The sequence below is a fragment of the Pseudomonas sp. NFACC25 genome, from assembly GCF_900100935.1.
Taxonomy (GTDB): Bacteria; Pseudomonadota; Gammaproteobacteria; order Pseudomonadales; family Pseudomonadaceae; genus Aquipseudomonas; species Aquipseudomonas marginalis.
The window spans coordinates 544,191-562,793 of the sequence record NZ_FMUC01000003.1; the positions used below are offsets into that span (position 1 = coordinate 544,191).

General features: G+C 62.0%; 16 protein-coding genes. 7 read left to right on the forward strand and 9 right to left on the reverse strand.

The genetic code is table 11. From position 1 onward, the window contains the following. Nucleotides 1–60: 60 nt before the first annotated feature. From adeC to BLQ09_RS10220, 3 genes are read right to left on the reverse strand one after another with little or no spacing between them, the layout of a single operon-like run. Nucleotides 61–1,518, reverse strand: a complete 1,458-nt coding sequence (gene adeC, locus BLQ09_RS10210; protein ID WP_027604394.1) for an AdeC/AdeK/OprM family multidrug efflux complex outer membrane factor — start codon at nt 1,516–1,518, stop codon at nt 61–63. Then, nucleotides 1,515–4,676, reverse strand: coding sequence for an efflux RND transporter permease subunit (locus tag BLQ09_RS10215; RefSeq protein ID WP_027604393.1), 3,162 nt, complete (start codon nt 4,674–4,676; stop codon nt 1,515–1,517). Before BLQ09_RS10215 ends, adeC begins: the two co-directional genes overlap by 4 nt. Nucleotides 4,677–4,679: 3 nt before the next feature. Continuing rightward, a complete protein-coding gene (locus BLQ09_RS10220) occupies nt 4,680–5,828 on the reverse strand; it encodes an efflux RND transporter periplasmic adaptor subunit (RefSeq protein WP_027604392.1) in 1,149 nt (382 codons plus the stop codon). A gap of 285 nt (nt 5,829–6,113) precedes the next feature. On the opposite strand from BLQ09_RS10220, the gene BLQ09_RS10225 reads away from it, so the two are divergent. Then, complete coding sequence (locus BLQ09_RS10225) at nt 6,114–6,746, forward strand: TetR family transcriptional regulator (protein WP_027604391.1); 633 nt, start codon at nt 6,114–6,116, stop codon at nt 6,744–6,746. 295 nt (nt 6,747–7,041) lie between these two features. Here BLQ09_RS10225 and BLQ09_RS10230 read toward each other — a convergent pair whose 3' ends face one another. Genes BLQ09_RS10230 through BLQ09_RS10240 form a run of 3 tightly spaced genes read right to left on the reverse strand, consistent with a single transcriptional unit; the run spans nt 7,042 to nt 9,632 of the window. Next, on the reverse strand, nt 7,042–8,097 hold the full coding sequence (locus BLQ09_RS10230; protein ID WP_027604390.1) for an alkene reductase: 1,056 nt from the start codon (nt 8,095–8,097) through the stop codon (nt 7,042–7,044). A 28-nt stretch (nt 8,098–8,125) separates the two neighbouring features. Next, the gene (locus tag BLQ09_RS10235) at nt 8,126–9,292 is read right to left on the reverse strand and encodes an MFS transporter (protein WP_027604389.1); all 1,167 of its coding nucleotides are present in this window, start codon (nt 9,290–9,292) and stop codon (nt 8,126–8,128) included. Between the two features lie 13 nt (nt 9,293–9,305). Further along, nucleotides 9,306–9,632 carry an ArsR/SmtB family transcription factor gene (locus tag BLQ09_RS10240; RefSeq protein WP_027604388.1) on the reverse strand — a complete coding sequence of 109 codons (327 nt, stop codon included), beginning with the start codon at nt 9,630–9,632 and terminating at the stop codon, nt 9,306–9,308. Nucleotides 9,633–9,786: 154 nt separating this feature from the next. On the opposite strand from BLQ09_RS10240, the gene BLQ09_RS10245 reads away from it, so the two are divergent. After that, the gene (locus BLQ09_RS10245) at nt 9,787–10,371 is read left to right on the forward strand and encodes an acyl carrier protein phosphodiesterase (RefSeq protein WP_027604387.1); all 585 of its coding nucleotides are present in this window, start codon (nt 9,787–9,789) and stop codon (nt 10,369–10,371) included. A 54-nt stretch (nt 10,372–10,425) separates the two neighbouring features. On the opposite strand, the gene BLQ09_RS10250 is transcribed toward BLQ09_RS10245, so the two are convergent. Both BLQ09_RS10250 and olsB read right to left on the reverse strand, forming a co-directional pair. Continuing rightward, the gene (locus BLQ09_RS10250; RefSeq protein ID WP_027604386.1) at nt 10,426–11,217 is read right to left on the reverse strand and encodes a lysophospholipid acyltransferase family protein; all 792 of its coding nucleotides are present in this window, start codon (nt 11,215–11,217) and stop codon (nt 10,426–10,428) included. Further along, nucleotides 11,217–11,972, reverse strand: a complete 756-nt coding sequence (olsB, locus tag BLQ09_RS10255) for an L-ornithine N(alpha)-acyltransferase (RefSeq protein WP_027604385.1) — start codon at nt 11,970–11,972, stop codon at nt 11,217–11,219. The genes BLQ09_RS10250 and olsB overlap by 1 nt, the downstream gene beginning before the upstream one ends. Nucleotides 11,973–12,156: 184 nt before the next feature. On the opposite strand from olsB, the gene BLQ09_RS10260 reads away from it, so the two are divergent. The 4 genes from BLQ09_RS10260 (at nt 12,157) to BLQ09_RS10275 (ending at nt 15,381) form a co-directional block, all read left to right on the forward strand. Further along, nucleotides 12,157–13,230 (forward strand): serine hydrolase domain-containing protein, encoded by a 1,074-nt coding sequence (locus BLQ09_RS10260; RefSeq protein ID WP_092356503.1) that lies wholly within the window; start codon nt 12,157–12,159, stop codon nt 13,228–13,230. Further along, nucleotides 13,227–13,541 (forward strand): hypothetical protein, encoded by a 315-nt coding sequence (locus BLQ09_RS10265; RefSeq protein ID WP_027604383.1) that lies wholly within the window; start codon nt 13,227–13,229, stop codon nt 13,539–13,541. Before BLQ09_RS10260 ends, BLQ09_RS10265 begins: the two co-directional genes overlap by 4 nt. A gap of 90 nt (nt 13,542–13,631) precedes the next feature. Further along, the gene (locus BLQ09_RS10270; RefSeq protein WP_092356506.1) at nt 13,632–14,222 is read left to right on the forward strand and encodes a YceI family protein; all 591 of its coding nucleotides are present in this window, start codon (nt 13,632–13,634) and stop codon (nt 14,220–14,222) included. A gap of 1 nt (nt 14,223) precedes the next feature. Beyond that, on the forward strand, nt 14,224–15,381 hold the full coding sequence (locus BLQ09_RS10275; RefSeq protein ID WP_027604381.1) for a phospholipase D-like domain-containing protein: 1,158 nt from the start codon (nt 14,224–14,226) through the stop codon (nt 15,379–15,381). Between the two features lie 63 nt (nt 15,382–15,444). On the opposite strand, the gene bglX is transcribed toward BLQ09_RS10275, so the two are convergent. Next, on the reverse strand, nt 15,445–17,736 hold the full coding sequence (bglX, locus tag BLQ09_RS10280; RefSeq protein WP_092356509.1) for a beta-glucosidase BglX: 2,292 nt from the start codon (nt 17,734–17,736) through the stop codon (nt 15,445–15,447). A 238-nt stretch (nt 17,737–17,974) separates the two neighbouring features. Here bglX and BLQ09_RS10285 point away from each other — a divergent pair, with 238 nt between their 5' ends. Beyond that, nucleotides 17,975–18,586: a LemA family protein gene (locus BLQ09_RS10285; protein ID WP_065928260.1), complete on the forward strand. Its 612-nt coding sequence runs from the start codon at nt 17,975–17,977 to the stop codon at nt 18,584–18,586. Nucleotides 18,587–18,603: the final 17 nt, after the last annotated feature.

Genomic DNA, 18,603 nt, shown 5'->3' on the forward strand with positions numbered 1-18,603 from the left:
CGCGGGCCATAAAAAACCGCCTCCTGATAAGGGAGGCGGTTTTTGTTTATTGCGGCGCTATCAGAACAACTTCAACGCCGGTGCTTCTTCTTTCAACGGCTCGTTCTTCGCGGTCTGCTCGTTCCAGCCACCACCGAGGGCCTTGTACAGGTTGACCTCGCTGGTCAGCTGCGCCAGGCGGTCGGTGATCAGCGATTGCTGGGCACTGAACAGTTGGCGCTGGGCGTCGAGGAAGGTCAGGTTGCTGTCGACACCGATGCGGTAGCGACGCTCGGCCAGGCGGTAGTAATCCTGGTTGGCCGCGACGAAGCCACGCTGGGCCTCCAACTGCTGCTTGTAGGTCTCACGCGCGGCGAGGCCGTCGGAGACTTCCTGGAAGCCGGTCTGGATCGCCTTCTCGTAGTTCGCCACGTTGATCTCTTTCTGGATCTTCGAATAGTCCAGGCTGGCGCGCAGGCTGCCGGCGTTGAAGATCGGGATGTTGATCTGCGGGGCGAACGACCAGGTGCCCGAACCGCCTTTGAACAGGCCGCCCAGGGTAGGGCTGGCGGTACCGGCGCTGGCGGTCAGGCTGATGCTCGGGAAGAACGCTGCACGGGCCGCACCGATGTTGGCGTTGGCGGCCTTGAGGTTGTACTCGGCCTGCACGATGTCGGGACGACGTTGCAGCAGGTCGGAGGGCAAGCCGGCCGGTACGTCGCTGAGCAGGTCATCCGACAGCGGCTTGCTGGCGATATTCGCCGGCAGGCCGGTGCCCAGCAGCAGGGTCAGGTTGTTTTCGTCCTGGGCCACCTGGCGGGTGTAGCGTGCCAGTGCCACGCGGGCATTTTCCACCGAGGTGCGCGCCTGGCTGAGGTCGAGGGCCGACGCCACACCGACTTCATTGCTGCGCGAGGTCAGTTTGAAGCTCTGCTCGTACGCGCCGAGGGTGTCCTGGGTCAGCTTGAGCAGTTCCTTGTCGGCCTGCCAGGTCAGGTAGGCATTCGCCACGCTGGCCACCAGGCTGATCTGGGTGCTGCGCCGTGCTTCTTCAGTGGCGAAGTACTTTTGCAGCGCTTCTTCACTCAGGCTGCGCACACGACCGAACAGGTCCAGCTCATAAGAACTGATCCCGAGGCCGGCCGAGTACTGGCTGGTGATGGTCGATTCGCCGGTCTGCGACAGCTTGGCCGGGGTGCGCGAACGGCTGCCGCTGCCCGTGGCCGATACGGCCGGGAACAGGTCGGCACGCTGGATCTGGTACTGCGCCGCATACGCGTCGATGTTCAGCGCCGCGACACGCAGGTCACGGTTGTTCACCAGCGCGGTCTGGATCAGCTGTTGCAGGGCAGGGTCATGGAAAAACTGCTTCCAGCCCTGCTCGGCAGCGGCCTGGCCCGGCGCCTGGGCCGACGAATACGCCGGCCCCTGTGGGAACTGAGCTGCCACCGGCGCTTCAGGGCGCTGGTAGTCAGGGATCAGCGAGCAGCCACTGAGCACGAATGCGGTGACGGCTAAGGAAAGTAGCGACTTGCTCATTGGCCAGCCTCTTGAGGAGTTTGCTTAGGTTCAGTCTTGTTACGTTCGCCCATGGCGGACACGCTCGCGAAGAACAGGGGGACCCAGAAGATCGCCAGCACCGTGGCCGTGATCATACCGCCAATGACACCGGTACCGATTGCGTGCTGGCTGCCTGAGCCGGCACCCGAGGAGATCGCCAGCGGCAACACGCCGAGGACGAACGCCATGGAGGTCATGATGATCGGCCGCAGGCGCATCCGCGAGGCCTCGATGGCCGCCTCGACGATGCCTTTGCCTTGCTCGTGGAGTTCCTTGGCGAACTCCACGATCAGGATGGCGTTCTTCGCCGCCAGGCCCACCGTCACCAGCAAGCCCACCTGGAAGAACACGTCGTTGGACAAGCCGCGCATGCTGGTGGCGATCAACGCACCCACCACGCCCAGTGGAACCACCAGGATCACTGCGATCGGGATCGACCAGCTTTCGTACAGCGCCGCGAGGCACAGGAACACCACCAGCAGCGACAGCGCATACAGTGCCGGCGCCTGGGAGCCGGACAGGCGTTCTTCATACGACAGGCCCGTCCAGGCGTAGCCCACGCCCGCCGGCAGTTGCTTGGCGATGCGTTCGACTTCGGCCATGGCGTCACCGGTACTGTAGCCCGGTGCCGGGGTACCGAGGATTTCCATCGCCGCTACACCGTTATAACGCGAGAGCTTCGGCGAGCCGTAGATCCACTTGCCCGAGGCGATGGCCGACAACGGCACCATCTTCCCGGAGTCGCTGCGCACGTACCATTTGTTCAGGTCTTCCGGGGACATCCGGCTGGCGGCTTCACCTTGCACGTAAACCTTCTTCACCCGACCACGGTCGATGAAGTCGTTGACGTAGCTGCCACCCAAGGCAATCGCCAGGGTCTGGTTGATGTTGGACAGCGTGATGCCCTGGGCACTGGCCTTCTCGTCGTCGACGGTGAGCTCGTATTGCGGCTCATCGTTCACGCCGTTGGGGCGCACACCGGCCAGGATCTTGCTCTGGGCAGCCATGCCCAGGAACTGGTTACGCGCCGCCATCAGCTTTTCATGGCCGACACCGCCCTGGTCTTGCAGGAACACGTCGAAACCGGTGGCGTTACCGAGTTCCAGTACAGACGGCGGCACAATGGCAAACACCATGGCGTCCTGGAAGGTCTGCATGAAGTAACCCTGGGCACGCTTGGCAATCTCGAACACCGAGGTGGACGAGTCGCGCTCATCCCACGGCTTGAGCATCACGAAGGCCAGGCCCGAACTCTGGCCACGACCGGCGAAGTTGAAGCCGTTCACGGTAAACACCGATTTCACGCCTTTGCCTTCGCCCGGCTCGCCTTCCTTGTCATTGAGCAGGTAGGCGCGCATGTCGTCGATGACTTTTTGCGTGCGTTCAGCCGACGAACCTACCGGGGTCTGCACCTGGGCAAAGATCACACCCTGGTCTTCATCGGGCAGGAACGCAGCCGGGATGCGCATGAACAGCCAGATCATGCCGGCGATGATCAGGGCGTACACCAGGAAGGCCGGGATCTTGTGCTTGATCATGTTACCCACGCCGCGCTCGTAGCTCAGTACGCCACGGTCGAAGGTGCGGTTGAACCAGCCGAAGAAACCACGCTTGGGTTGGCCGTGTTTTTCCGGGTCGATCGGCTTGAGCATGGTGGCGCACAGGGCCGGGGTGAAGATCAGGGCAACCAGTACCGACAACGCCATGGCCGAAACGATGGTGATGGAGAACTGTTTGTAGATCACACCGGTGGAGCCGCCGAAGAATGCCATCGGCAACAGTACCGCCGACAGTACCAGGGCAATACCCACCAGGGCGCCCTGGATCTGGCCCATGGACTTGACCGTCGCCTCTTTCGGCGACAAATGCTCCTCGGCCATTACCCGCTCGACGTTTTCCACCACGACGATGGCGTCGTCCACCAGCAGGCCGATGGCGAGGATCATGCCGAACATGGTCAATGTGTTGATGGTGAAACCGAACGCCGCGAGGATCCCGAAGGTACCCAGCAATACCACCGGTACGGTCATGGTGGTGATGATGGTGGCGCGGAAGTTCTGCAGGAACAGGAACATCACCAGGAACACCAGCACGATCGCTTCGATCAGGGTGTGCACTACACCGGAGATCGATTCGGTCACGACCGGGGTGGTGTCATACGGCACCACCGCCTTCATGCCAGGCGGGAAGAACGGTTCCAGGGACGCCACGGTGGCACGGATGGCCTTGGCGGTGTCCAGGGCGTTGGCGCCCGACGCGAGCTTGATCGCCATACCGGAAGCCGGGTTGCCGTTGAACTGCGCGCTGATGCTGTAGTTCTGGCCGCCGAGTTCGATACGCGCCACGTCACGCAGGCGAACCTGGGAACCGTCGGCATTGACCTTCATGAGGATATTGCCGAACTGCTCAGCCGTCTGCAGGCGGGTCTTGCCGATGATGGTGGCGTTCAGCTGGTTGCCGGGCAGGGCAGGCAGGCCGCCCAATTGACCGGTGGCCACCTGGACGTTCTGTGCCGAGATGGCCGTGCTGACATCCACCGGCGTGAGCTGGAAGTTGTTCAGCTTGGCCGGGTCCAGCCAGATACGCATGGCGTACTGCGAACCGAACACCTGGAAGTCACCCACACCTGCGGTCCGGGAAATCGGGTCCTGGATGTTGGAAACGATGTAGTTGGACAAGTCATCCTTGGTCATGCTGCCGTCTTCCGACACCAGGCCGATCACCATCAGGAAGTTCTTCACCGACTTGGTTACGCGGATACCCTGTTGCTGCACTTCCTGCGGCAGCAATGGGGTCGCCAGGTTCAGCTTGTTCTGCACCTGCACCTGGGCGATGTCCGGGTTGGTACCCTGGTTGAACGTCGCGGTGATGGTCATGCTGCCGTCGGAGTTACTGTCCGAGGCCACATAACGCAGGTTGTCGATACCGTTGAGCTGCTGCTCGATGACCTGCACCACGGTGTCCTGCACGGTTTGTGCGGACGCGCCTGGGTAGGTTACCTGGATGTCGATGGCGGTTGGCGCGATGGCCGGGTATTGGTTGATGGGCAACTTCAGGATCGACAGTGCCCCGACCAGCATGATCACCAGGGCAATTACCCAGGCGAAAATGGGACGGTCGATAAAAAATTTCGACATGGATTACTCCCCCTGGCCAGGCGCGGCAGCAGGAGCAGCGGCGGAACCGGCGGGCTTGGCGTTGTCAGCCTCCTTGACCTTTACCTCCACACCCGGCTTGACGTACTGCAGGCCTTCGGTGATCACGCGGTCACCGGCGTTCAGGCCTTTCTCCACCAGCCAATAGGCGCCGGCGGTGCGGTTGGCCACCAGTACACGCTGCTCGACCTTGTTGTCGGCGTTGACCACCAGCGCTGTCGGGATGCCCTTGAGGTCGCGGGTCACGCCTTGCTGCGGCGCGAGGATCGCCTTGCTGTTCACGCCGGCTTGCAGCTGGGCGTGTACGAACATGCCCGGCAGCAGGGTGTGGTCAGGGTTGGGGAACACGGCGCGCAGGGTCACGGAGCCGGTGGTCTGATCGACCGAGACTTCGGAGAATTCCAGTTTGCCGTCATGACCGTAGTCGCTGCCGTCTTCCAGGGTCAGCTTGACCTTGGCGGCGTTGGCGCCGGCTTTTTCCAGTTGGCCGCTTTCCAGGTCGCGGCGCAGTTTCAGCATTTCAGCCGAAGACTGCGTGACGTCGACGTAGATCGGGTCCAGTTGCTGGATTACCGCCATGGCATCGGTCTGGCCATTGCTGACCAGCGCGCCTTCGGTCACCGAAGAACGACCGATACGCCCGGAGATCGGCGCGAACACCTTGGTGTAGCGCACGTTGATCTGGGCGGTTTGCACGTTTGCTTCCGCAGTCATGCGGTTGGCCACGGCGGTGTCGTATTCCTGGCGGCTGACGGCTTGCTCATCGACCAACTGCTTGTAGCGGTCGGAGATGGACTTGGTCTGGGTCAGGCTGGCTTGTGCGCTTTTCAGCGTGGCTTCATAGACCGACGGATCGATCTGATAGAGCTGCTGGCCTTCCTTCACATCCGCGCCTTCCTTGAACAGGCGCTTGAGGATGATGCCGTTGACCTGTGGGCGAACTTCCGCGATGCGGTAGGCGGTGGTGCGGCCTGGCAGCTCGGACGTCAGGGTATAGGCTTGCGGTTGAATGGTGACCACGCCGACCTGAGGGACTTGAGCGGGCGGAGCCGCTTCTTCCTTTTTACATCCGCTGAGCAGCGATGCCAGGGCGACGGCAGTGACCAGAGCGGTAACAGCTGGCTTAAGTTGCATGAAGATCCTCGGGTCAGGCGCGCAGGGTGCGCACAAGAAGTGTGGAAGGGTAAAAAACACGCTGTGAGTAGATAAGTAGCTTGCTACGCAATATACTTACGTTCATGGTTGTTTGTAAACTCTTGACAGGCTGCGCGGATTGTTGACAAAGCAAGCCAAAAGCCTCGATTCCACTACGTTCGGCGCCCATGACGGTGTCGTCCCACAAATATTCGGATGATCGTTAACGTCTATTAACACTGCGTTAGCGATAGTCTTATGTGTCCTGATTGAGGTTGTACTGCCATGGTTCGTCGCACTAAAGAGGAAGCTCAGGAAACGCGCAGCCAAATTCTCGAAGCCGCCGAGCAAGCCTTTTATGAACGCGGCGTTGCACGGACTACGCTGGCGGATATCGCTGCGCTGGCCGGTGTCACGCGGGGCGCCATTTATTGGCACTTCAGTAATAAATCCGATCTGTTGCAGGCCCTGCTGGACACGCTGCATGAGCCACTGGACGAATTGGCCAGGGCCAGTGAAAGCGAGGACGAAGTCGATCCGTTGGGGTGCATGCGCAAGCTGCTGATTCATTTGTTTCATCAGGTGGCCCTGGACCCGAAAACCCGGCGCATCAATGAGATTTTGTTTCATAAGTGCGAATTCACCGATGAAATGTGCGACATGCGCCGTCAGCGCCAGACCCACAGCCTGGAATGCAACCTGCGCATCGGCCTGACACTGCGTAACGCGGTCCATCGCGGGCAACTTCCGGAAAACCTCGACACCACCCGTGGCGCAGTGTGCATCCATGCCTACATCAACGGGCTGATTGGCCAGTGGCTGCTGGTACCCGACAGCTTCCAGCTACATCAGGAGGCCGAACGCTGGGTGGATGCAGGGCTCGATATGCTGCGCCTGAGCCCCAGCCTGCGCAATTGAGACAAAATGCGTAATTGCATCAGGTTGTGTCAACAGTAAAGCCTAAGGACCGTCAATCGTCCTTCTGCCTGATAGGTGGGGTGACTTTATATACGGGCTGGCGGGCGGTTGATACATAGCCGCCTAAGTATTTTGTAGGGATTTTGTTGCAAGGCTGTTAAGGAGTGTTTCCCAGGGCAACAATGTGGGAGGGGGCTTGCCCCCGATGGCAGTGGTTCAGTCAACACATACAGTGACTGAGGCACCGCCATCGGGGGCAAGCCCCCTCCCTCATTTGGTTTCGCGTGTCGGGTGATTACAGTGGCAGCGTCGGGTAATCGATGTAGCCCACCGGGCCCTGGCCGTAGAAGGTTTCCGGATGCGCTTCGTTCAACGGCGCATCGGCTTTCAGGCGTGCTGGCAGGTCCGGGTTGGCAATGAACGGCACACCCCAGGCCACGGCGTCCGCTTTGCCTTCGGCCAGCCAGGCATTGGCACTGTCCTTGGTGAAACGTTCGTTGGCGATGTACACGCCGCCAAAGGCTTTTTTTAACTGAGGACCGAGGCTGTCCGCACCTGCCTTTTCACGGGAGCAGATGAAGGCGATACCACGCTTGCCCAGCTCGCTGGCGACGTAGGTGAAGGTCTCCTTCAGGTTGTCGTCGCCCATGTCGTGGGCATCGGCGCGCGGTGCCAAATGCACACCCACACGGCCAGGGCCCCAGACCTCGATGGCCGCATCGGTCACTTCCAACAGCAGGCGTGCACGGTTTTCCAGGGACCCACCATAGTTATCGGTGCGCTTATTGGTGCTGCTTTGCAGGAACTGGTCGAGCAGGTAGCCGTTGGCGCCGTGGATCTCCACGCCATCAAAGCCTGCGGCCTTGGCGTTCTCGGCGCCGGTGCGGTAAGCGTCGACGATGTCGGCGATTTCAGCGGTTTCCAGAGCACGCGGCGTTGGGTAGTCGGCCAATGGGCGCACCAGGCTGACGTGACCTTTAGCCTGGATCGCGCTCGGCGCCACCGGGGTTTCGCCGTTCAGGTAGGACGCGTGGGAAATGCGGCCGACGTGCCACAGTTGCAGGAAGATCTTGCCCCCTGCGCCATGCACGGCCTTGGTGATATTGGCCCAGCCGCGCACCTGGTCGTTGGACCAGATGCCCGGCGTGTCCGGGTAGCCCACGCCCAGCGGTGTCACCGAAGTGGCTTCGCTGAGGATCAGCCCGGCGGAAGCACGTTGCACGTAGTACTCGGCCATCAGCGCGTTGGGTACGCGGCCGGCATCGGCGCGGCAGCGGGTCAGCGGCGCCATGATGATGCGGTTCGACAGCTCCAGGTCGCCCAGTTTGATCGGATCGAAAATAGTCGTCATGGGAAAACACCCTTCTCTTTGAAGTTGATCAGTGGGTCGCAGGGGCCAGGTCGGCATCGCCGCCCTGACGGAAAGTAATCAGGGTCACCAGCAGCGCCAGGATCGCCAGGGCCGCTGCCGCCAGAGGCACGCTGCTCAGGCCGAAACCGTGGGCAATCACGCTGCCGCCCACCCAGGCGCCGAGGGCATTGCCGATGTTGAAGGCACCGATGTTCAGGGTGGACACCAGGTTCGGTGCGGCCTTGCCGAAGGTCACCACGTTGATCTGCAGCGCAGGTACGGCGGCAAATGAAGCGGTGGCCCAGAGGAACAGGGTGATCTCGGTCGGGATCACGGCGACGCTGGTCCAGGTCAGCGCGGTGGACACCACCGCCATACTGATAAACACGCCGATCAGGGTGGCTGCCAGGCGTTTGTCCGCCAGCTTGCCGCCGATGATATTGCCCACGGTGAGGCCCAGGCCGATCAGCAGCAGGGTCCAGGTCACGCCTTTGGGCGACACGCCGGTGACATCGCCGAGCAGCGGCGCAACATAGGTGAAGAGGGTGAACATGGATGCGGCGAACAGCGCGGTCATGCTCAGCGACAACCAGATGCCGGCACCCTTGAGGGCGGCCAGTTCGGCGCGCATGTCGAGTTTTTCTTCGTCACGCTTGGCCGGCAGGAAGCGGATCAGGCCGATCAACGCCACTACGCCAATCACCGTCACTGCCCAGAAGGTCGAGCGCCAGCCGGCTTCCTGGCCCAGCGCGGTGCCCAGTGGCACACCAAGCACGTTGGCCAGGGTCAAGCCGGTGAACATCAGGGCCACGGCCGAAGCGCGCTTGTTGGCCGGCACCAGGTTGGCGGCGACCACCGAACCGATGCCGAAGAACGCACCGTGGCATAGCGCGGTGATCACACGGGCAACCATCAGCACGTTGTAGTCACTGGCCAGGGCGCAGAGCAGGTTGCCGATAATGAAGATGCCCATCAACGCTACCAGGGCCGCCTTGCGGGGCAACCTGGCGGTGGCCAGTGCCATAAATGGCGCACCAATGGCCACGCCCAGGGCATAGCCGGTGACCAGCCAGCCGGCGCCGGGAATCGACACGCCGAGGTCCGCCGCCACATCAGGCAGCAGGCCCATGATCACGAACTCGGTAGTGCCGATGGCGAAGGCGCTCAGGGCCAGGATGAGTAGCGAGAGGGGCATTATCGTTTCCTTGTTACAACGTCGCGCTGATTTCAGCGCTGAGTTCAGTGGTAAGCGCCGCGAGGAAGGCTTGGATCACTTCCTCATTGCGCTTGAAAAAGTGCCACTGCCCGGCCTTCTGGCTGCTGATCAATCCCGCCCGTTGCAAGGTGGCCAGGTGGGCCGACACGGTCGACTGGGACAAGCCGCAGCGCTGGTCGATCTGCCCGGCACAGATGCCGTATTCGTGGTTGTGCACTTGCTCGGGGAACTGCACTTTCGGGTCTTTCAGCCAGGTGAGGATGTCTCGTCGTACTGGGTGCGCCAGGGCTTTTATTATTTCGTCGAGGTCGATGGACATGGCAGGTGCTCGGTGTCGTAAAGCGTTATATCGCGATGAGGCGAACTTTAAATCGTTATATCCCGATATACCAATATGAATTTGCTCTGAGCTCAGGCTGAATCGGTATATCGGGTTATAACGATACGTTGGCGCCAGTGCTAGACTGCGCGGCATGAATTATCTCGCACATCTGCACCTGGGCGGCCAACTTCCTGCGCAACTGCTGGGCAGCCTGTATGGCGACTTTGTCAAAGGCCGCCTGCAAGGCCAGTTCAGCCCGCCAATCGAAGCGGCGATCCAGTTGCATCGCTCGATCGACCGCTTCACCGACAGCCACCCGTTGGTGGGCGAGGCGTTGTCGCGCTTCAGCCTCACCCGGCGGCGCTATGCCGGGATTGTCCTTGATGTGTTCTTCGATCACTGCCTGGCGCGGGATTGGGCGCTGTACGCCGATCAGCCCCTGGAGCACTTCACCTCGCAGGTGTACCGCGTGCTGGCGGCCGAACCGCAGTTGCCGGGGCGGCTGGCGCAGATAGCGCCGTATATGGCGGCGGATGACTGGTTGGGGTCGTACCGCGAGTTCGCGGTGATAGAGCCGGTGTTGCGCGGGATTTCGCGGCGGCTCACACAACCCCAGGAATTAGGGTTTGCGATGCAGGAATTGCGTGAGTTGTATGAGCCGTTGAGTGAAGACTTCCGGATCTTCTACCCCGAACTGCAAGCCTTCGCGCATAACCACCTGACAACACAAAGCTAAATGTGGGAGGGGGCAAGCCCCCCCTCCCACATTTGGAGCAGTGTCTAGCTCATATCACGCGGCAAAGGCTGGTCGCGCCGCTACTTGTTCAGTCTCCGGCATCGGCCCAAACAACGCCTTCTGCACCGCCTGCTGCGCCTGGAACGCCAGTGCCGCACGTTCCTGTCCGGCGCAGGCAATCGGTTTGAGCACGTGGATTTCCACATCGCCCTGGTCATTGCCGAACAGGCGCATCAGGTGCGAGAGCAAATCGTCATCGCCAATAAACGGTGCCAGCGGGTCGACCTGCCCATTGCGCAGATAACGGATGGCCACCGGTTGCAGCGACACATCCGCGTCAATCGCACTGGCCAGCAAGCGCCCGTGGAAGGTGCGCAGGCTGCGGCCGTCGGTGGTGGTGCCTTCGGGGAACATCAGCAGCGGGTGCTGTTGTTCCAGGTGGCGGGTCATCTGCTTGCGGATCAACTGGCTGTCGCCCGAACCGCGACGGATAAACAAGCTACCGGCCTTGGCCGCCAACCAGCCGGCCACCGGCCAGGTGCGCACTTCGGCCTTGGACAAAAACGACATCGGCGCCACTGCGCCCAGCAACGGAATATCGGTCCAGGACACGTGGTTGCTCACCCACAGCATGTGCTGGGTCGGCAACTCGCCGTGCACTGTCACGCGAAAGGGCAGGGCATTGGTCAGCCGCGCCATGAAGAACCGCGACCAGCGTTGGCGCCGCACCATCGAGTTGGCCACGCCCAAGCGTTCGAACACGCCAAACACACTGGCCATGCTCAAGCCCAGCGCCACTACCACCAGCACCCGGGCGATGCGCCCGTACACGCGCAGGCGGCTCATCACATGGCCGCCTTGAAGTGGCGCGCATAGCGCGGGCATAGCTCATCGCGCTTAAGCAGGATGAACACGTCGGCGACCTGGAAATCTTCATCCCAGCACGGCTCGCCGCAGATCTTCGCACCCAGGCGCATGTAGGCCTTGAGCAGCGGCGGCATCTCGGCGATCACGTTGGTCGGCAGGTCCAGCGCCGGCAGCGGTTTTTTCGGTTCGGCGCGCAGGTGTTCGTTGCACAGGTAACGTTCGCGCAGGCGCTGCATGATCGCGTGGGCCTGGATGCCGCCGTCGTGCATCGGGATGCTCGCGCAGCCCATCAGGTAGCTGTAGCCGCCCTGGTTGAGCACTTCGGCCAACTCGCCCCACAACACGGCGATGGTGCCGCCGTTGCGGTAGGCCGGGTCGACGCAGGTGCGGCCGATTTCCAGGATCGGGCCCTGCAGATGCAGCAGGCCATGCAGGCTGAATTCTTCTTCGCTGTAGAACCGGCCCAGGGTGCTGGCGGCCTGGTGGTCGAGCAAACGGGTGGTGGCGACGAGTCGACCGCTGTTCAAGTCCCGCACGCCGATGTGGCTGCAGTGAACATCATAGTCATCCATGTCCAGGCCGTGTTCCGCGCCTTTGAGCTTGGCGTTGAACTCGCCGCTGAAGACGTTGAAACGCAGGGCCTGGGCTTCCTGCAAAGCCTTGGCGCCAACCAGGCGTTCGGCTTGCAGACGGCGTTCATTGCCGGTGTCGCTGATGCGGGCGATCTGAGTCATGGCGAATCTCCGAGTGCCAGCCACGTTTCGGCCGGTCGACTTTGTTGTCCAAAGTCAGGCTATGTAGCCCCGGTGTCATCTCCATGAAGTTATGGTGACGCTTGGATGACAGGGTCTCTGTAGCAAATCTGTCATTGCCCTCGGCTAGGCTCGCGGGCTTGAATGCTCCCTTGAGTGTGTGTCCATGGTCAGAGGCCTGCTGTGCGTTTCCCTGCTGTTCGTCACCGTTACCGCCTGCGCTGAAACCTGGCCCGACAAGGACTGGGCCAAGGGCACGCCGCTCGCAGGACCCGCCGTCGAAGCCCTTGACGCCTATGCATTCCCGCCCCGTGACGACACTGCCCGCCAAGGCATTCGCACCGACGCGCTGCTGGTGATCCGCGACGGTGTGGTCATCTATGAACGCTACGCCGCACCGACCACGGCCAGCACGCCACACTTGACCTGGTCCATCAGCAAAAGCCTGATGGCCACGGTGCTCGGCGTGGCCTACGGCGAAAACCGTTTCAAACTGACCGACCCTGCGGCACGCTTTTACCCGCCGATGAAACAACACCCCAAGGTGACCATGGCCGACCTGCTGCACTGGGCCTCGGGCCTGGACTGGCAGGAAGAGTATGAATACGCGCCGCTGAAGTCCTCGGTGGTGGCGATGCTTTACACCCGTGGTCGCGCCGATATGGCCGAGTTCGCCGCCAGCACTGAGTCCTTCAGCGCACCGGGCCAGGCCTTTCGTTATTCCAGCGGCGACAGCAATATCCTGTCCGCCGCGCTCAAGGGCATGCTCGGCCACAAGGCGTACATGAGTTACCCCTGGGACGCGCTGTTCAAGCCGCTGGGCATTCATAACGCCACCTGGGAAACCGATGCCGACGAAACCTTTGTCGCCTCGTCCTATGCGTTCCTCACCGCGCGTGACCTGGCGCGTGTCGGCCTGCTGATGGCCCGCGACGGGCGCTGGGGGGATCAACAATTGCTGCCCAGGGACTGGGTGGCGTTCAACCGCCAACCCTTCGACAAATACACCGCCGGCCAGGACGAAGCCGTCCCCGGTGGCCAATGGTGGCTCAACCAAGGCGCCTCGAGACCCTGGCCCGACGCCCCCGCCGACACCTTCGCCGCCCTCGGTCATTGGGGACAGGCGCTGTACGTGATGCCCGACGAACACCTGGTGATCGTGCGCTATGGCGATGATCGCGACGGCAGCTACCGCCACAACGAACTGCTCAAGCGCGTGCTTGCGGCGGTGCAACCATGATGCGTCGTCGGCCGTTTACCAGCCTTTTTCTGGTGCTGTTGCTCGCCCTGTCAGGCTGGGTTTGGCACGAGCGCGTCAACCTGCAAGCCTTCCCCGATATCATCGCGGCGTATACCGCCAAGGAGTACTGCTCGTGCCGCTATGTGGCGAACAATCCAGCCGACTATTGCCGGGGTTATGTGAAGCAGTACGTGCCCACCAGTGGGTTCAGCGATAACCCGGAACGCAGTGAAGTGACGGCGAGTGGCTTGGGGCGTACGCACAGCGCGCGGTGGTTGGGGGATCGACAGGGCTGTCGTCTGAATCCCTGACACAGCGCAAGTCACCCCCCACATTGGATTTGCGCCGTTCGTGACATTGCGCTTAAGGTTCGTGCAGGTTTTTCGCCCCACGAGTGCTTAATGTTCAACGCGTCTGTTATCAAACCCCTGGCCTTCGCCCTGCTGGCCGCTGCCGCGGTGCCCGCCCATGCCGACTGGTACCTGGACAACGAGTCCTCGCGCCTGTCGTTCGTCACCACCAAAAACACCGAGATTGCTGAAGTCCATCGCTTCCTGGTGCTGCACGGCAAGGTCGACGGCAAGGGCGCGGCGCAATTGGAAGTAGAGCTGGAGTCGGTCAACAGCGGCATCCCGCTGCGCGACGAGCGCATGCGCAACCAGCTGTTCGAGATCAAGACTTTCCCCAAGGCGCTGATCAGCGCACAGATCAATCTGCAACCCATCAATGACCTGGCGCCTGGCGCGCAACTGGAACTGCGCTTGCCCTTGAGCGTCACCCTGCATGGCAAGACCCAGACCTACAGCGCCGAGTTGTTGGCCACGCGCCTGGATGACCGACGCTTCCAGGTGGTGACCCTGGAACCGGTGGTGTTGCGTGCGGAGGATTTCGACCTGGCGCCGGGGGTGGCAGCGTTGCGCAAGGCGGCAGGGCTTAAGTCGATCAGTTTGTCGGTGCCGGTGGGTGCGGTGCTGATCTTTACGGCGCGCTGACATGAGCGGCGCAGTGTTCCCGTGGCGCAGCGCCAACCGTTTCGAGTTGTTGATCGACGGCCCGCAATTTTTTCCGCAGATGCTGGTGGGCATTGCCCGGGCCGAGCGGCAAGTGGAGTTGGAATTGTATCTGGTGGAGGCTGGCGCCTGCGCCGAAGCGATGGTGCAGGCGCTGGTGCTGGCCGCCGAGCGCGGCGTGCGGGTGCGCTGCCTGTTTGATGACTACGGCAGCCTGGCGTTTACCCTGGGGCTGCGTAAGCGCCTGACCGACGCCGGTGTGGAGCTGCGTTTCTACAATCGCCTGAGCTGGCGCCGCTGGATGCGCAACCTGTATCGCGACCACCGCAAGCTGTTGCTGATCGACCAGGAAACTGCCGTGGTCGGCGGCACGGGCGTCACCGATGAGTTCTGGACGCCGGGGCAAGACACCGCCGAGTGGCATGAGGTGATGGTGCAGGTCCACGGCCCGCTGGTGCTGGACTGGCAAGCGCTGTTCGAACGGCAATGGCACGCCAATGTCGCGCGCCGTGCGTGGAAGCCCGCCACCCATTTCGGTTTGCCGCGTTTGCCCAAGGTGCCGGCGACGGGGCCAGGCCTGGGCCGAGTGGCCTATGCAGACGCCCGACAGCACCGCGATATCCTGCAATCGCTGATCCGCGCGCTGAACAGCAGCCAGCAACGTATCTGGTTCGCCACGCCGTATTTCCTGCCCACCTGGGGCGTGCGCCGCGCATTGCGTCGGGCCGCAGGGCGTGGGGTGGATGTGCGTTTGCTGCTCACCGGCCCGCGCACCGACCACCCCTCCGTGCGCTACGCCGGGCACCGTTATTACCCGCGCTTGCTGCGTGCAGGCGTGCAGATCTTTGAATACCAGCCGTGCTTTTTGCACCTGAAGATGGCGCTGGTGGACGATTGGGTGAGTATCGGCTCGTGCAACTTCGATCACTGGAATCTGCGCTTCAACCTGGAAGCCAACCTGGAAGCGTTGGACCCCGGGCTGACGCAGGCGGTGGCGGCGAGCTTTACCGCGGATTTTGCCCAGAGCCTGGTGGTCAGCCTGGAAGCGTGGAAGGCGCGGCCGTTGTGGCGGCGGGTGAAGCAGCGGGTGTGGGGGTGGATTGATCGGTTGGTGGTGAACCTGCTGGATCGACGCGGCTAGCAAGAACACTGAGGTCAAATGTGGGAGGGGGCTTGCTCCCACATTTTTTGACCGTGTCAGGTGTTAGAGCAGTTCGAAGGTCTGCTGCTGTACGTCCTGGGAGTCCAGCCCGATCTGCACATTGAACTCACCCGGTTCGGCGGCGAACTTGAGCTGGGTGTTGTAGAACTTCAAGTCGTCCTCGGTGATGGTGAAGTGCAGCGTGCGTTCTTCGCCAGCCTTGAGCATGACCTTCTGGAAGTTCTTCAGCTCCTTGATCGGACGGATCATCGAACCCGCCACGTCCTGGATATACAACTGCACCACGGTTTCGCCATCGACCTTGCCGGTGTTCTGCACCGTGACGCTGGCGTCGAGCTTGCCGGTCTTGTTCAGGGTGGTGGACGACAGCGCCATGTCCGACAGGCTGAACGTGGTGTAGCTCAGGCCATAGCCAAACGGGAACAGCGGCCCGGTGGTGTCATCGAAGTACTGTGAGGTGTAGTTGCCCGGCTTGCCCGGGGTGAATGGCCGGCCAATGGTCAGGTGGTTGTAGTAGGTCGGAATCTGCCCCACGGAGCGTGGGAAGGTGATCGGCAGCTTGCCAGATGGGTTGTAGTCACCGAACAGCACGTCGGCGATGGCGTTGCCGCCTTCGGTACCGGCGAACCAGGTTTCCAGGATCGCGTCGGCTTGTTGTTTCTCTTCCAGGATCGACAGCGGGCGGCCGTTCATCAGTACCAGCACCAGCGGTTTGCCGGTGGCTTTCAGGGCCTTGATCAGGTCGCGCTGGCTTTGCGGGATATTCAGGTCGGTGCGGCTCGACGATTCGTGGGACATGCCACGGGATTCACCCATGGCGGCGACCACCACGTCGGCATCCTTGGCGGCCTTGACCGCTTCATCGATCATCACCTGGGCCGGGCGGGTGTCATCCACCACTTCCGGTGCATCGAAGTTGAGGAAGTTGAGGTAGTCGACCACCGCCTTGTCGTTGGTGATGTTGGCGCCACGGGCGTAGATGATCTTGCCTTTTTCGCCGATGACCGCGTTCATGCCGTCAAGCAGCGTGACCGATTGCTCCGGCTTGCCGGCCGCCGCCCAACTGCCCATCATGTCGATCGGCGCCTTGGCCAGTGGGCCCACGAGCGCGATGGTCGCGGACTTTTTCAGCGGCAGGGCGTCGTTCTGGTTCTTCAGCAGCACCAGGCTGCGGCGCGCCACATCACGGGCCTCGGCACGGTGCAGGCGGCTGTCGGCGTAGGTGTCGGCCGGGTCATCCTCGGCCTTGCCGATGCGCAGGTACGGGTCTTTGAACAGGCCCATGTCGTACTTGGCAGCGAGCACTTCACGCACGGCGTTGTCGATGTCGCTCTGTTCGATCTCGCCGGACTTGAGCAGCCCCGGCAATTCCTTGCCGTACAACGAGTCGTTCATGCTCATGTCGATGCCGGCCTTGATCGCCAGCTTGGCGGCTTCGCGCCCGTCCTTGGCCACGCCGTGCTTGATCAGCTCGAAGATCGCGCCGTGGTCGCTGACGGCCAGGCCCTTGAAGCCCCAGTCCTTGCGCAGCAGGTCGTTCATCAGCCAGGTGTTGGCGGTGGCGGGCACGCCATTGATCGAGTTCAGCGCCACCATCACGCCGCCGGAGCCGGCCTTGATCGCCGCGTGGTACGGCGGCAGGTAGTCCTGGTACATCTTGACCGGGCTCATGTCGACCACGTTGTAGTCACGCCCGCCTTCCACTGCGCCGTAGAGGGCGAAGTGCTTGACGCTGGCCATGATGCTGTCGGCATTCGCGGGGCTGGCGCCCTGGAAGGCCTTGACCATCACCTCGGCAATGCGCGAGACCAGATAGGTGTCTTCACCGAAGCCTTCGGACGTGCGACCCCAGCGCGGGTCGCGGGAGATATCGACCATCGGTGCAAAGGTGATGTCGAGGCTGTCGGCGGCGGCTTCCTGGGCGGCGATACGCCCGGAGCGGCCGATGGCGTCCATGTCCCAGCTGGAGGCCAGGGCCAGGCTGATCGGGAAGATCGTGCGGTGGCCGTGGATCACGTCATAGGCGAAGAACATCGGGATCTTCAAGCGGCTGCGCATGGCCGCGTCCTGCATCGGACGGTTTTCCGGGCGGGTGATGGAGTTGAACGTGCCACCGATGCGGCCGGCGGCGATTTCCTTGCGGATCAGCTCGCGGGGCATTTCCGGGCCGATGCTGATCAGGCGCAATTGGCCGATCTTTTCATCCAGGGTCATCTGCTTGAGCAGGTCGCTGACGAAAGCGTCCTTGTCCTTAAGCGCAGCAGGCTTTGTTTCTGCCCAGACGGGGTGGGTGGCCAGCGTGGCAACAAGGCCGAGCAAACACAGCTTCTTCATGAATATCCTTTTTCGGCTCACTGCACAGCGCTTGGGCTGATCGGCCAAAATGTGGGGAGCGTCTATTGTTGTTCGGGTGTTGTTCAGATAAATGCAGCACACTCTGAACTCTTTATCGCGCTGGGCATCTTTGTAGCTGATTGGCTCGATGCATTCCAGTGGTGGCGGATTATGCCCCAAGCGTGTGGTTTTTAGGGTTAGTCGTCATATTCCATCCAGTTTGGGCAGGAGAAACACCATGCAAGCAGCACAACATTCCCGCTGGGGCCTCAAGGCCGCGGCTTTGCTATTGATCAGCACAGTATTGAGCGGCTGCGGCATCAATAACATCCCGACCCTGGACGAACAGGCCAAGGCGGCCTGGGGCCAGGTGCAGAACCAGTACCAGCGCCGCGCCGACCTGATCCCCAACCTGGTGGAAGTGGTCAAGGGTTACGCCGCCCATGAACAGGACACCCTGACCGCCGTGATCGAGGCGCGGGCCAAGGCCACCTCGATCCAGGTGGATGCCAGCACCCTGGACAACCCGGAAAAACTCAAGCAGTTCCAACAGGCCCAGGACGGTTTGAGCGGTGCCCTCAGCCGCTTGATGGTGGTCTCCGAGCGCTACCCGGACCTGAAGGCCAACCAGAACTTCCTGGCCCTGCAATCCCAGCTCGAGGGCACCGAAAACCGCATCGCCGTGGCCCGTCGCGATTTCATCCAGGCCGTGCAGGCGTACAACACCGAGATCCGCACCTTCCCTGGCCGCCTGTGGCACAGCGTGATGTACAGCGACCTGCCGATCCGCGCCACCTTTGAAGCCACCAGTGCCGATGCCGATAAAGCGCCGCAAGTGAAGTTCAAATAAGGCTGCACTGAGGTGTC

What these genes read in the sequence shown, in the direction of transcription:
- BLQ09_RS10270 (WP_092356506.1), top strand. Translation starts at nt 13,632, where the DNA reads ATGTTCAACGCGTCTGTTATCAAACCCCTGGCCTTCGCCCTGCTGGCC.
- BLQ09_RS10230 (WP_027604390.1), bottom strand. Translation starts at nt 8,097, where the DNA reads ATGACGACTATTTTCGATCCGATCAAACTGGGCGACCTGGAGCTGTCG.
- BLQ09_RS10215 (WP_027604393.1), bottom strand. Translation starts at nt 4,676, where the DNA reads ATGTCGAAATTTTTTATCGACCGTCCCATTTTCGCCTGGGTAATTGCC.
- BLQ09_RS10260 (WP_092356503.1), top strand. Translation starts at nt 12,157, where the DNA reads ATGGTCAGAGGCCTGCTGTGCGTTTCCCTGCTGTTCGTCACCGTTACC.
- BLQ09_RS10265 (WP_027604383.1), top strand. Translation starts at nt 13,227, where the DNA reads ATGATGCGTCGTCGGCCGTTTACCAGCCTTTTTCTGGTGCTGTTGCTC.
- BLQ09_RS10275 (WP_027604381.1), top strand. Translation starts at nt 14,224, where the DNA reads ATGAGCGGCGCAGTGTTCCCGTGGCGCAGCGCCAACCGTTTCGAGTTG.
- BLQ09_RS10235 (WP_027604389.1), bottom strand. Translation starts at nt 9,292, where the DNA reads ATGCCCCTCTCGCTACTCATCCTGGCCCTGAGCGCCTTCGCCATCGGC.
- BLQ09_RS10250 (WP_027604386.1), bottom strand. Translation starts at nt 11,217, where the DNA reads ATGAGCCGCCTGCGCGTGTACGGGCGCATCGCCCGGGTGCTGGTGGTA.
- BLQ09_RS10240 (WP_027604388.1), bottom strand. Translation starts at nt 9,632, where the DNA reads ATGTCCATCGACCTCGACGAAATAATAAAAGCCCTGGCGCACCCAGTA.
- BLQ09_RS10245 (WP_027604387.1), top strand. Translation starts at nt 9,787, where the DNA reads ATGAATTATCTCGCACATCTGCACCTGGGCGGCCAACTTCCTGCGCAA.
- BLQ09_RS10225 (WP_027604391.1), top strand. Translation starts at nt 6,114, where the DNA reads ATGGTTCGTCGCACTAAAGAGGAAGCTCAGGAAACGCGCAGCCAAATT.
- BLQ09_RS10220 (WP_027604392.1), bottom strand. Translation starts at nt 5,828, where the DNA reads ATGCAACTTAAGCCAGCTGTTACCGCTCTGGTCACTGCCGTCGCCCTG.
- olsB (WP_027604385.1), bottom strand. Translation starts at nt 11,972, where the DNA reads ATGACTCAGATCGCCCGCATCAGCGACACCGGCAATGAACGCCGTCTG.
- adeC (WP_027604394.1), bottom strand. Translation starts at nt 1,518, where the DNA reads ATGAGCAAGTCGCTACTTTCCTTAGCCGTCACCGCATTCGTGCTCAGT.
- bglX (WP_092356509.1), bottom strand. Translation starts at nt 17,736, where the DNA reads ATGAAGAAGCTGTGTTTGCTCGGCCTTGTTGCCACGCTGGCCACCCAC.
- BLQ09_RS10285 (WP_065928260.1), top strand. Translation starts at nt 17,975, where the DNA reads ATGCAAGCAGCACAACATTCCCGCTGGGGCCTCAAGGCCGCGGCTTTG.